Here is a 13,157-nt window from a genome sequence, read left to right on the forward strand (position 1 = left end):
GTCGGTGCTGGAATGCCTAGCGCAGGGCGCGGCCGGCTGAGCCTAGCTGCTGACAGGCTTCTATTACTCGGGCAGCCATCGAGTTTTCGGCTTCGCGGCCCCAAGTGCGGGGGTCATACTGGCTTTTGTTGCCCACTTCGCCGTCGATTTTGAAGACTTTGTCGTAGTTACGGAACATGTGATCGGCCACGCCGCGCGTAAAAGCGTACTGGGTGTCGGTGTCAATATTCATCTTGACTACACCGTTGCGCACTGCCTGCGCAATTTCGCTGGGCTGGGAGCCGGAGCCGCCGTGGAAGACCAGCAGGAAGGGCTTGTCTTGCGGGGCTTGAGCTGCTGCCCGAGCCGACGCTGCTGACACTTGGCCTGCACTCACTGCTTGAGCGGTGTTGTCTTGAATCTCACCAAGGAGTTCGGGGCGCAACTTGACCACGCCAGGCTTATAAGCGCCGTGCACGTTGCCAAAAGTGAAGGCAGCCATATATTTGCCCTGCTCACCCAAGCCCAGTGCTTCCACGACTTTCAGCCCATCTGCAGGGCTGGAGTAGAGCTTTTCGTTGATTTCAGCAGCCTGGCCATCTTCCTCGCCACCAACCGCACCAATTTCGAGCTCCAAAATCGTGTGGGCCGCCTGAGAATCTGCCAGCAACTCCCGGGCCGTAGCCAGATTCTGGTCGAGAGGCAGGGTCGAACCATCCCACATGTGCGACTGGAAGAGGGGGGCCTCGCCGTGCTGCACTTGCTCTTTTTCGTAGGCCAAAAGCGGGCGCACCCACTCGTCTAAGTACTGCGGGGCGCAATGGTCGGTATGGAGAGCAATGGTGATGCCCTTGTACTGCGAGATGACTTCCGAGGCGAAGCGCGCGAAAGCGATGGACCCAGCCACGCGGTCCTGCAAGCGATGCCCGGAAAGATAAGCCGCCCCGCCCACAGACACCTGGATAATGCCGTCTGACTGCGCCTCAGCAAAGCCTTGAAGAGCAGCGTTGAGAGTCTGCGTAGAGGTCACATTGATAGCAGGATAGGCATAGGAGCCGAGCCGCGCAGCATCAAGCATACGGCCATATTCTTCAGGACTAGCAAGCGTCATACCCCCATTATCCTCGCCGCACTCGATAAGTGGTGAAGAGCAGCCGTGGGGTTAATCGAGCTGAGAAATATAGAAAACCCGGCGGATGGGGACCGCCGGGCTGAGAGAAAAAGAGAAAAGGACTACAGTTATCAAGTGACCGCCAGACCACCTCGGTAATCACTCGGTTAGCTTCGCTTCCATCTGTTTGCCAACTAATTATTAGTAAAGCAATCCAACCTCTGTGAAGTGCGAGAGTTAGCTGAGAGTTTTCTGATAATTGTGTGAAGATTGTGTAACGAAGAGCCATTAAGGCTTGCTATTCCAGGCCAAAACAAGAGAGTCAAAAACGTCAATTATTGTGGCACAGGCCCTGCCCAAGGCACCGAAGCTGGCCAATATGCGAAGCAATGGAGAAAACCGCCCAAAAATAATGCTTTCACAAATAGTTGCAAGTAGACTAAAGCGTAGGGACACAAGATTTTGTATCGGTAACAAGGAGATTGCACATGCTGCTCAGCGACCACGACATAGTGGCGGCCTACGAGTCGGGGAACATTTCTTTAGATCCATGGACCCCCGAAATGGTGCAGCCAGCCAGCATCGACGTGCGCCTCGATAAGTTCTTCCGTTTGTTTAACAACCACCAGTACACCTACGTCGATCCTGCCGAAAACCAAGGCGACTTGACCGAGCAGTTCGAAGTACCCGCCGGTGAGCCATGGATTCTGCACCCGGGCGAGTTTGTACTCGGCTCCACTTGGGAGTACGTCAAGCTTGGCTCCAGCACCGCAGCCCGCCTCGAAGGCAAGAGCTCGCTAGGCCGACTGGGCATTCTAACCCACTCCACTGCAGGCTTCATCGACCCCGGATTCGAGGGGCACATTACCTTGGAGCTCTCCAACGTCAGTACTTTGCCGGTCAAGCTCTGGCCCGGCATGAAAATCGGCCAAATGTGCTTCTTCCAGCTCAGCTCAGCGGCCGAGCATCCGTACGGTTCTCAAGGCACCGGTTCGCACTATCAAGGCCAGCGCGGCCCAACTCCCTCGCGTTCCTACGAGAACTTCTACAGGGCGAATATCGAAGATTAAAGTCAGAGACCGGCATCGAGCGCAGTAGAATTTGTAGAGAATTCTTTATTTCAGGGTAAAACTCAGCTCCAGCATGCAGAATTGATATGTTTAGCCATTTTATGACTAGTATCAAAGCGTCAGGAGCTGTACATGCCTAGTTCGAGTGCCTCATACAAGGTTGCCAAGCCCAACAGCGACAAGGGCAGACGCGGCTGGTTTGGGTCGCACAGCAGGCAGGTTAAGCCTAAAAAAGGGCATACACTGCGCAATGTTCTCCTGACAATATTACTTTTGCTCATCGTGATTGCTGGGTTGTGTGGTCTTTGCGGCTACAAGTTCTACAAAGACGCCATGGCGGTGAAGTCGCATGAAGAGACTGCCCTAGGCTATGTTAAGGACTTCCAAGACGAGCAGAAGCTTATGGAAGATCCAGGAGCATTGAATCGCTCTGTTCCTAAAATTCAGGGCGAAACCGATGCAGCTAAGCGCATCGCTCACGGAACGTTGTGGAACATTGCGTCCAGCTTGCCTGTCTATGGCAACGACGTCAAGACCGTTCAAGGCATGATCGACACCGTTGACAACATGGCTCAAGACACCTTCCCCACTCTGGCCAAGACCGTTGAACAACTGGCCACCGCCAAGTTCAGCGAAGGTAACGGGCAAATCAACTTGCAACCGATTGAAGATGCGAGCGCCGGTTTCGCCGCCACGAATACGAGCATGCAAGCAGAACTCAAATCACTCAAGGAACTCCCAACACCGAAAGTCGGCAAAGTTCAAGAGGTATATACACAAGGAGTCAGCCAGTTCACTGATGTGTCAGAAAAAGTAAGTCAGCTCAATAGCACTATTCAGGTACTCCCCCAGTTCTTGGGCAGCAAGGCTCCCCGTAACTACATCATCGTGGCGCAAACGCCCGCAGAAGCACGCTCAAGCGGTGGTCTTATCGGCTCTCTCGGCTCCATGAACGCCACCAACGGCAAGATCAATATTGGAGAGTTTCATCCGAATACAGAATTCGTCTTCCTCGGAGGAGGGGCGACCAAAGAAGAAGAGAGATTATTCTCTGTACCGCTAAAATTTAGCTTCGATATTCGCGATCTTTCAGCTTTCCCCGATATTTCTAGGGAGGCTGAGCTCATCAACGATCGTTGGCAGCGCTCTCCCTATGCGGGTCCAGTAGATGGCGTTATGATGATTGACCCTGTGTACATTCAAGAAATCATCAAGATTAGTGGCAACGTCAAAACCAGTACAGGCGTTGAACTAACCGGTGAAAACACTGCGCAATTCTTCATGAACGACATATACAAGACCGTGCCTGTGTCTATGCAAGACGAAGTATTCGCAGATGTGGCCTCGCAAGCCATGAACAATGCGCTTTCTGATATGAACATCAAGAAACTGCTGCAAATGGCCAAAATTATGCAGCCTATGGCCGAACAGCGGCATTTGTACACGTACACTTTCCACGAGGAGGAGGCAAAAAACTTCCAAGGCGCAGGGCTGGCAAAGAATGCTCCCGAAAGCGAGGAAAACCCAGAAATAGGCATATACCTCAACCAGAATAATCCTTCCAAATTAGACTGGTATATACAACGCAAGACTGATATAACCCGCACCAGCTGCAATCAAGATGGCTCACAAAGCTACCACGTCACTTTCACCATGACGAACACCATTCCAAAAGAAGACTTGTACAGCGGCAATGCATATATTCTAGGCGGTGTCAATAACGTCAGCTTCCCAGGAACTGCGGTAGAAAGAATGCTATTCTACGGTCCAGCCGGTGGGTCCGTCACCAACATTAGCTATACCGGTGACGCATCCACAATGACGAAAGATTCCCTTGACGGCAAGGCTTTGTGGACTAATGTCGCATCAGTAGCACCAGGCAAATCAGTGACATACGAATATGACCTTACTACCTCACCAAAGGCAAAAGCTGATTTGAAGCTTGACCAAACCCCCATGGGCCGAGAAGATTTAGGTGTAACTTACGACTACGACGCTTGCCCAGTTCAGCAGAAGTAAGTAGTCCGCAAGATACTGGAGTTCGGTGTAGCATTATAATTTTTATTTAGAGTTCGGTTTCGATACAATAACGAGGCCGGTGTTTCACTTCTAAATATATTTTGCCTACATACTCGCCGACGATTCCCAACGAAAGCATTATAAAACCGCCAATCATCCACACCGAGCACATCAATGAACCCCAACCTGCTATAGCTTTACCTGCAAACAGAGATACAAGTACATACACAAACATCAGAAAACCAACAAGAACTGAAACAGAGCCCGCAAATGTAACAAAGGATAAGGGCCTCGTTGAGAATGATGTGATGCCTTGGACGGCAAAAGCAATCATCTTTTTCAGTGGATACTTTGAGTCTCCTGCTACTCTTTCTCCCCGCTCGTAATACACCTTGCTTGTTCTGAATCCCAGCATAGGCACAATACCACGCAAGAAAAGATTAACCTCTTGGTATTCCGACAGGGCCTCAAGCGCAACACGGCTCATCAAACGATAATCCGCATGATTGGGAACAGTCTCTGCTCCCATCCAGGAGAATACCTTATAGAAAATCTCAGCACTTGTCTTCTTAAACCAAGTATCTTTCTTTCGAGCCGAACGAACGCCAAAAACGATTTCATCACCTTTGACATAATGCTCAATAAATTTTTCTACAATACCAACGTCATCTTGCAAATCTGCATCCATAGAAATAGCTGCATCGCATCCTTCCTTCAAGGCACACATTAAACCGGCATATAGCGCATTCTGGTGTCCTCTGTTGTGAGCTAGCCTTACGCCGCCAAAAAGCTTTTCATTCCCCTCATGAAGTTTATGAATAATAGACCAAGTCTGATCTTTTGAACCGTCATCCACAAAAATAATTCGGCTATCCCGGCTAATTGCCGTTTTCTGCACAAGTTGCTGATATTTTACTTCCAAAACATTAGCTGTGTGAACAAGAACCGCCTCTTCATTGCAACACGGAACCACGAAAAAGATTTTAGGAGGATGAGTAGCAGATACTGTCTTACTATGCAGAAAATCACCCCGAGAAACACTGTCAGTTGCCAAATTCTTCCCCCCTATACCCCGTAACTACAAAACTTCGACTATATACAGTACTTTTAAACACCGCAAAATAAGCACAGCTAGCTGTGCGACCCCCTCAACTATAACATCTTACACACAACAAAAAATGGTAGTGCAGAGGAAAACTTGGGCATATTTGTTGTGTCTCTATATTTTAAGATATCAGGTTTTGCTATTGTGGGTATTGCTTGGGCCGCATGGATACGAGGGAGTGTTTGATGCGCGTTATGTTGTACTAGGCGTGTAATTGTCGTTATCTGTTTTTCGGCTTACCCGCGTCATGAGAATCTCCAATAACTGTTTCTTACTAACACCATTTGAGCCCTGAAACTATTGTTATGATTCTTATAAGCGCTGGGGCAGTTTCATTAACAGGATTAATATTCAAAAAAGCAAAGAGAACCGGTCACAGCCCTTACACTCATGCTCCTCAGAGAAAACAGAGATGCACTGAGCCAAAACACATAAAAGTCGCGTCTACGTCTCAGACCACACTGATGCATAGGCCCTAGAACTTTCCCTACTCAGTTAAGTCTCCCTCCGGACTTCTTTCAGAAAGGTGCAGGGCCATATCAAATCCAGTGAACTTCTACTTTCAAAGACGAGATGGTAGCTTTTTAAACATTTGTAGGAGAGATGAAACGGTTACCTTTTGTCCTTCTCCATTGTGGAAATATAGTTGTCAAATCTGTTTTTGTACATATCCGGATCGTCTGGGTATATTTTGTCAAAATACGCCTCTACCGCTTTAACATCATCAACGGTATAAGGCGATATTTTCTCATACACATATACCTCATAATTATCATCAAAGTAGAATGTTTTCTTTTTCGTATAGTGCTTTCCTACATAGCCCGATTTGTCTTGAACTAGGGTATTTAAACCAACAACTACCTGCTCGTTCTCTGGAGACATGTGTATAGATACCGGCGAAGATGCAACTACGTACTGAGCATCGAAGAATGCAGGGTTAAACCCGTCACGCGAGTCAACATTGGCAGACGTAGTCGAAAACGACTGATTCAGTCCTTCCAACATCGAGTACGACGAAGGCAGCCCCTCATTCAAGTTTGAACTTGCTGCGGCAAAGTAAATTAAATCTTTCCCGCCAGTTTGTTCGTATAAATAATTAGTAAACTTGCCTTTTTCTCCAACATCCCCTTGCACGTATGGAGTTTGCACCGGGAAGCCTATTAATTTTTCTACATGGACATTTGTTGGGATAATTGTAAACCCTGTGAGAAGCCCGAAAATTGCAGCTGCACCAATGAGAGATTGAGTAAGCCGTCTAGCTACTTTTTGGGGAAAGACTGCTATTGCCAGAAAAATCGGCAAAAATACAGCGATATCAATAAACGGGATGACGATATACCAATGCTGAGGACTGAGATCTTGCACTCTCCAAAAAATTAGAAGAGCAATCGCTCCTCCTATATAAGATGCAGGAATAAGTATGAGAACGTCTTTACGCATATTCTTCCCAAGCAAAACATCCTTGTTACGATAAGCAAATACGATGAGGAACACCACCGCTACCCATGAAGCAAAGAGCCATGCCCAGCCCAAAAGATCACCAATATTCAACCATTTTTCTACATGTGAATACGCATTATATGCACTATACGCACTAGAGAAGTTCCCGAATAGCGATCTCTTGACAAAACCAGGGAAAAATATTAATAGTGGCAATAACGCAGCTATACATATTATTACCGCTACGATTAGAACATTCTTAGCTAATGCTATTCGCTCGTTTTTTGCAGCACTAATCAGTTTCGCTACCCAATATACAATTGCAGAGACTGTGAGACCGATTACAGCAAAAATATACCATCGTCTAATTAGAAAAGTGCCCGCTACGCCCAAGCCTATACCCACTGCACCTTTGCGCCGCAGAGGCAACTCTTTATCGAAGATAGCAGCAATTATACAAAATAGAAGAAGCTCACCAACACAGTCTAGATACCCATTAAACAGGGGACGTAAAAAAGTAGTCATCGATACAAGTACTAAGTACATCAATGCCAACGACGACCTGCTCACATTTTTTGAGTCCACACTAACTGACTCAACTTTTGTAGCTAGAAACGACGCAAAGACTAAAGCCGAAGGAATCGCTACTAGCACGAATTCTATAAAAAAAGTTCCTTTCCACGTAGGGAAAAGCATTACCGGAAAAGACATAACCCAGCAAAGCAGTTTATTGTAATCCGTAAGATTAACAGTATCCAAAGCCCATAAAACGGTATTTTTGGGCTGCTGTTTCAACAAATCGTTAAAAGATAGAGTCGATGACCAGTATGCAGCCCTATCCCACGTGGGAACAAAGTTGTATCGGTTGAAATACCAGCCCGCCGCTAGAACAGCAACTGCAGTTATAATAAATAGCAAGACTTTTTCTCTGAGCGAGCACTCTTTTAAACGTGTCCAAGTCGACGTCGGTCGCAAAATCCAGAATAACAACAAGCCAAAGATGAACAACCCAAAAAAGCTTATTGCTATCGAACGCGTAAATGGGATAATCAGTAACTCTAGCCAAAAACAGCCTAAACAAAATAATCCGCGGTAGCTGTTGATCAGAGAACCGAAATATCTCTTTATCTGAGCGCTACCTATTATCTTTACCATCTGAATATATTTCCCGTCATGAGCTGTGATTCAGCGATTGCTTCTTTATGATACATCACGCCGTGAGCTGATTCACGATTTCTACTTTTCTAGGTATTCACCCTTCCCAAACAGATTCGCAAAAAACCAATACTTCTCGCCATTATCTTGGGTTTCATCCATATATCATTGTAAACTTTGATTTAGAATTCGACAGCTTAGGCGGATTAAGGCTATTAACAAACTGATGATAGAAACAGAAACAACTCAAGTAAAAAGCTGTTATATGCGCCAAGTAAGAAATTCAAACTTTGAGATTCTTCGACTCATCGCGATGTTTCTTATTTTACTGTTTCATTTTCCCTGGGACGAGACCCGTATTGTAATCACATCAAGCCCTGCTAAAGGTGCAATTCTATCTGTTTTAGTTGCTTTTCTTTCCAACTGGGGCAAAGTTGGCGATGCTTTATTCTTTATGCTGAGCAGCTGGTTCTTATGCGAGGAACAGCAAAATCTCAAAAAGAACTTGCACAGAGCATGGGTACTAGAGATCCAAATTCTATTCTATTCTATTCTTACTGTATCGTCGCCGTTTACTATCTTGTGCTGCACGTTCCGTACCATGGGGTTCAATGGATTCCTGACCTTTCCCTTTCGTAACTGGGATCTGGTGGTATGTCACAAGCTATGGTCTCTTCCTCTTCATCTCACCTTTCCTCACTACAGCGTTACGTAAAATGGGGCCCAAACTTCACATGCTCCTTGCCTGCGGGTTGTTTATGCTTTACGGCTTCACCTCTGTACGAGCATCTGTGCTCGACATGCCAAACTGCGTCTTTGCGTTCATATACATATATATTCTCATGTCGTATATTCGGTGGTATATACCAGCTCTACTTAAATCACGCAAAACTGCTTTCGGACTTATCATATTCGGTGTCACTTTTGGATATGCATACCAATGGGTACTTACCAAGATTGCATTAACAGATTGGTGGCTCTTCCACACGCGCAACGCCACCTCACTAGCAATCAGCCTCGGACTTATCATACTGGCCATCAACAGACCAGAAACACATTCACGTATCGTCAACAAGCTAGCCTCGGCAACACTCGGTGTTTTCCTAATTCAAATTAGCTCTTTAGGCGCACAGTACTCTCTCTTAACTAAAAATGCGTCCTTGGGGGAGGGGGTACGACTATTCGTCCTAAACTTTCTATTAGCTCTCATCTTTTTTATAGCTTGCCTGACCTTTGACTTACTTAGGCAGCTGTTTTTTGCCTTTACAGTTGATAAGATTGAAGGCAAACTCTTCGAATGGTTCTACAGGAATATGCGAAAATTTGCTATATCGTATTCCGCGAGACACTTCGACTCAACGAGAGCGTTGAACTAAACAATAGTCACGAAAAGTGCACAGCATCTTTAAAAAGCAGTGATGGCCAATGTAACTGACGTGGAAATAAAGAGTTACACTTATTTCTTTGATAAAGGGGGTCCGCATCGTACTGTAAATTTGCAGCATAAGTGGTACTAGCTTAGGGGCTTGGAGTGCGAATAATCTTATGGTAGCAAGTGTAGTCCAGACAGAAAACTCCACTAATCCAAAACGCCGTGTGCGGAATTCGAACTTTGAAGCCCTGCGTCTTTTTGCCATGTTTCTTATAGTTCTCTTCCATTTCCACTGGGACAAAGCTAATATAGTGTCCACATCTAGCCCGTTCAAAAACACAATACTCGCCGGCTTAGTTACTCTGTTCTCAAACTGGGGCAACGTTGGAGATGCGTTGTTCTTCATGCTAAGTAGTTGGTTCTTGTGCGAAGAAAAACAAAGCATAAAAAAGAACTTATACAGAGCCTGGATTTTGGAACTTCAGATATTATTTTATTCCGGCTGTAGCATTGCATTTTACTATCTTGTATTGCATATTCCCTACCATGGAACCGAATGGATTCCTGCCCTTTTCCCCTTTGCGACTGGCAGCTGGTGGTATGTTACCAGCTATGGCCTCTTCCTACTTATATCCCCATTCCTCACAATAGGACTAAAAAGAATGGGCCCCAGACTCCATGCGATTCTCGCTTGCGGGCTGCTTATACTCTACGGCTTTACCTCAGCAGCCGTATTCTCACTCGATATGACAGGAAGCGTATTCATCTTTACATATGTATATATCCTTATGTCCTATATTCGATGGTACATACCGACACTTCTCGAATCCCGCAAAGCTGGAACTGTACTTATAATATTCGGTTTAGTTCTCGGATATACTAGTCAATGGACACTGGCCAAAATCGTGCCTATAAATTGGTGGCTCTTCCACATGCGCAATGCTACCTCTTTAGCAATCAGTCTCGGACTTATCGTACTGGCCATCAACAGACCGGCAACCCACTCACGCATCATCAATAAACTTGCCTCAACTACGCTCAGCATCTTCCTACTTCAAGTAAGCGTATTTGGAACATGTTATAGTCATTTCACTTATAGTAACGCCTTAGGAGACGCCCGAGGCGTTCGACTATTCCTTCTAGACTTTCTACTAGCTATCATTTTCTTCGTCGCCTGCGTAAGTTTTGATTTACTGAGACAGCTATTTTTTGCCCTCACTGTCGATAAAGCGGAAGGCAAACTCTTCGAATGGATTTACCGCAATCTACGCAGTCTGTTCTACGCAATCACGCATGCAACAGTCACCCTAAACAAAGCGGTACAAAGTCATTAACAAATCGGACCATGAACAAAGCGTGTATCCCGCACTACCTAGCCCTGGTGATAATAAACGACATCTTCCTCATCTATTCATAACTATGAAGCCCACTATTAAGTAATGAGTAAGCACTCCAATCAAGTCAGGGGTCCGCATCGTATTGTACACTTTAGGATATTCGTATGCGATCTTAAGAGCTTGGAGTTCAGATAATCTCATGGCAAACGCAAGCGTAGCTCAAACGAAGAGCTACTCTAAACGTCGTATGCGGAATTCAAATTTTGAAGTCTTGCGTATCGTTTCCATGTTTCTTATCACTCTCTTCCACTTTCCTTGGGACAACGTTAATATTGCAGTCGGGTCAGATCCGCTCAGCAGCACAATAATTTCTAACACAGCTGCTTTTCTAACAAACTGGGGATCATTCGGGAATACCTTGTTCTTCATACTAAGTAGCTGGTTCTTATGCGAGGAACAGCAAAGTCTTAAAAAGAACTTGCACAGAGTCTGGCTCATGGAACTGCAGTTAATATTTTATGCTTGGTGTATCGTCGCGTTTGACTATTTCATTCTGCACATTCCATACCATGGCACAGAATGGATACACGTCCTTTTCCCCTTTGCGACCGGAGGTTGGTGGTATGTAACAGGCTACGGTCTTTTCCTATTTGTGGCCCCCTTCCTCACCTTAGGACTTCGTAAAATTGGCCCCAAAAACCATTTATTACTTGCTTCCTCGTTGCTTCTTATTTACGGGTTTACGCCTTCGCGAACTTTCATTATCGACATGCCTGCCTGTGCGCTTGTATTTGTCTATCTATACACGATAATGTCCTACATCCGCTGGTACATACCGGAACTTCTCGAATCTCGCAAAGCTGCGATTATTCTCATCATATTTGGTGTAGTTTTTGGCTTTGTTTACCAAGGGCTACTTAGCAAAATCATATCGGTCGACTGGTGGCTCTTCCACACGCGCAACGCCACCTCACTTGCAATCAGCCTCGGACTTATCATACTAGCTATAAACAGACCCGAAACACATTCACGTATCGTCAACAAGCTAGCTTCAGCTACACTCGGTGTCTTCTTGATACAAGTAAGCTCGTTGGGAAAAAGGTATTCCGTCTTCACTAGCAGCAGCGCCTTGGGGAACGCAATTGGCGCACGTTTACTCCTTCTAGACTTGCTCCTAGCTGTCGTCTTTTTCGTAGTATGTATAGCCTTTGATTTGCTACGACAGGTAATTTTTACTTTCACCGTCGATAAAGTTGAAGCCAAGCCATTTACTTGGCTATACCAAAATATCCGAAAACTCTTCTACACGACTTCACACAAAATAATTTTACTCAATAAAACAATAGAGAGTGAAAAGTAACCATGACGAGTACTATCTCCCCAAAAATGCATAAGCCAAAAATGTACCAGTGGCGGAATTCCAACCTCGAAGCGCTTCGTTTATTCTCAATGCTCCTAATCTTGTTCTTCAACTTCCCCTGGGATAGCAACAATATCATTGCTGCTTCTACTCCACTGAAAAGCCATATTCTTTCAAGCACTCTCACTTTTCTCAGCAATTGGGGATACATTGGCTCTGATTTGTTCATTGTTTTAACTTGCTGGTTTTTATGTGAACAACCGCAAAGTATCAAAACAAACTTACATCGTGCATGGATTTTGGAATTTGAGCTGCTGTTCTACTCATACCTTACCGCAGTCGTATATCATGTTGCGTTAAGCGCTTCATACACTTATACGACGTATGACTGGCTCATAATGCTCTTCCCATTTTCTATGACAGAGTGGTGGTATACAACTAGCTATATGCTATTCCTCTTCCTCGTCCCATTCCTTACCGTAGGCCTGCGTAAAATAGGTCCTAAATTCCACGGCATACTCGCAGCCGGTCTAATAGTTGTCTATGGTTTCCTGCCATCTAAACCATTCGTCTATGATATGGATATACCGAATAACAGTTTCACTGTCCGTCTTTTTTTGTACATCTACATCACAGTATCGTTTGCCCGCTGGTATTTACCGAACCTCTTAAAATCGCGCAAATTTGGCGCGTTCCTAATAGTTGGAGGCCTAGCTTTCGGACTAATTGCTCAGTTGATTATGCGCATACTTGCCTATGATCTATTTGGCAAATGGTGGCTTTTTTACCCCAAAAATATTCCTACTCTGGCAGTTAGTCTTGGCTTGGTCATCTTTGCCGGTACTTTCCCTGAGACACACTCGCGCATCGTTAATAGACTGGCATCAGCCACACTGGCGGTCTACCTCCTGTTCCAAGGCGGCCTAGGTGGGCATTTTGCGGCTTATACGCTTGGCTCCTTCTGGGGTGGCTCTAATGGAGCGCGGCTGCTGCTTATCAATATTGCATTAGCCGTAGCAATCTATGCTGCTTGCCTGCTTATAGACCTATTACGTCAACTTGTTTTCACAGTAACCATTGACAAAGTTGAGACCCCCCTATTTGAATGGGCATACAGCCTTGTGAAGAAGACACTCAATAGAATTATGAACTCGATTATGCGAACCTTCGGTAAGCGGACTGAAGTTAGCGAATAGCTACTATGACAGT

10 protein-coding genes are annotated in these 13,157 nt (G+C 45.6%); 7 read left to right on the plus strand and 3 right to left on the minus strand.

The genetic code is table 11. The features are described from left to right. Positions 1-16: 16 nt before the first annotated feature. Positions 17-1,090 carry a class II fructose-bisphosphate aldolase gene (gene fbaA, locus R8377_RS07540; protein ID WP_317642883.1) on the minus strand — a complete coding sequence of 358 codons (1,074 nt, stop codon included), beginning with the start codon at positions 1,088-1,090 and terminating at the stop codon, positions 17-19. A gap of 488 nt (positions 1,091-1,578) precedes the next feature. On the opposite strand from fbaA, the gene dcd reads away from it, so the two are divergent. Both dcd and R8377_RS07550 read left to right on the plus strand, forming a co-directional pair. After that, positions 1,579-2,160, plus strand: a complete 582-nt coding sequence (gene dcd / locus R8377_RS07545; RefSeq protein ID WP_317642884.1) for a dCTP deaminase — start codon at positions 1,579-1,581, stop codon at positions 2,158-2,160. A gap of 132 nt (positions 2,161-2,292) precedes the next feature. Next, positions 2,293-4,179 (plus strand): DUF4012 domain-containing protein, encoded by a 1,887-nt coding sequence (locus R8377_RS07550; protein ID WP_317642885.1) that lies wholly within the window; start codon positions 2,293-2,295, stop codon positions 4,177-4,179. 46 nt (positions 4,180-4,225) lie between these two features. On the opposite strand, the gene R8377_RS07555 is transcribed toward R8377_RS07550, so the two are convergent. After that, a complete protein-coding gene (locus R8377_RS07555; RefSeq protein ID WP_317643745.1) occupies positions 4,226-5,200 on the minus strand; it encodes a glycosyltransferase family 2 protein in 975 nt (324 codons plus the stop codon). Positions 5,201-5,896: 696 nt separating this feature from the next. Then, positions 5,897-7,879: a hypothetical protein gene (locus tag R8377_RS07560; protein WP_317642886.1), complete on the minus strand. Its 1,983-nt coding sequence runs from the start codon at positions 7,877-7,879 to the stop codon at positions 5,897-5,899. A 226-nt stretch (positions 7,880-8,105) separates the two neighbouring features. Between R8377_RS07560 and R8377_RS07565 the strand changes: the two genes are divergently transcribed. From R8377_RS07565 to R8377_RS07580, 5 genes are all read left to right on the plus strand, one after another. After that, entirely contained in the window at positions 8,106-8,594 is a 489-nt protein-coding gene (locus R8377_RS07565) for a hypothetical protein (RefSeq protein ID WP_317642887.1), read from the plus strand. Next, positions 8,563-9,255 (plus strand): hypothetical protein, encoded by a 693-nt coding sequence (locus tag R8377_RS07875; RefSeq protein WP_425605049.1) that lies wholly within the window; start codon positions 8,563-8,565, stop codon positions 9,253-9,255. The genes R8377_RS07565 and R8377_RS07875 overlap by 32 nt, the downstream gene beginning before the upstream one ends. 169 nt (positions 9,256-9,424) lie before the next feature. Continuing rightward, positions 9,425-10,585: an acyltransferase family protein gene (locus tag R8377_RS07570; protein ID WP_317642888.1), complete on the plus strand. Its 1,161-nt coding sequence runs from the start codon at positions 9,425-9,427 to the stop codon at positions 10,583-10,585. Positions 10,586-10,787: 202 nt separating this feature from the next. After that, positions 10,788-11,948, plus strand: a complete 1,161-nt coding sequence (locus tag R8377_RS07575; protein ID WP_317642889.1) for an acyltransferase family protein — start codon at positions 10,788-10,790, stop codon at positions 11,946-11,948. A gap of 2 nt (positions 11,949-11,950) precedes the next feature. Further along, positions 11,951-13,144 carry an acyltransferase family protein gene (locus R8377_RS07580; RefSeq protein ID WP_317642890.1) on the plus strand — a complete coding sequence of 398 codons (1,194 nt, stop codon included), beginning with the start codon at positions 11,951-11,953 and terminating at the stop codon, positions 13,142-13,144. Positions 13,145-13,157: the final 13 nt, after the last annotated feature.

The sequence above is a fragment of the Bombiscardovia apis genome (assembly GCF_033095945.1).
In the GTDB taxonomy this organism is placed as follows: Bacteria; Actinomycetota; Actinomycetes; order Actinomycetales; family Bifidobacteriaceae; genus Bombiscardovia; species Bombiscardovia apis.

Bases quoted from the DNA above. Each gene is read 5' to 3' on its own strand.
- fbaA (WP_317642883.1), bottom strand. From the start codon at position 1,090: ATGACGCTTGCTAGTCCTGAAGAATATGGCCGTATGCTTGATGCTGCG.
- dcd (WP_317642884.1), top strand. From the start codon at position 1,579: ATGCTGCTCAGCGACCACGACATAGTGGCGGCCTACGAGTCGGGGAAC.
- R8377_RS07550 (WP_317642885.1), top strand. From the start codon at position 2,293: ATGCCTAGTTCGAGTGCCTCATACAAGGTTGCCAAGCCCAACAGCGAC.
- R8377_RS07560 (WP_317642886.1), bottom strand. From the start codon at position 7,879: ATGGTAAAGATAATAGGTAGCGCTCAGATAAAGAGATATTTCGGTTCT.
- R8377_RS07565 (WP_317642887.1), top strand. From the start codon at position 8,106: ATGATAGAAACAGAAACAACTCAAGTAAAAAGCTGTTATATGCGCCAA.
- R8377_RS07570 (WP_317642888.1), top strand. From the start codon at position 9,425: ATGGTAGCAAGTGTAGTCCAGACAGAAAACTCCACTAATCCAAAACGC.
- R8377_RS07575 (WP_317642889.1), top strand. From the start codon at position 10,788: ATGGCAAACGCAAGCGTAGCTCAAACGAAGAGCTACTCTAAACGTCGT.
- R8377_RS07580 (WP_317642890.1), top strand. From the start codon at position 11,951: ATGACGAGTACTATCTCCCCAAAAATGCATAAGCCAAAAATGTACCAG.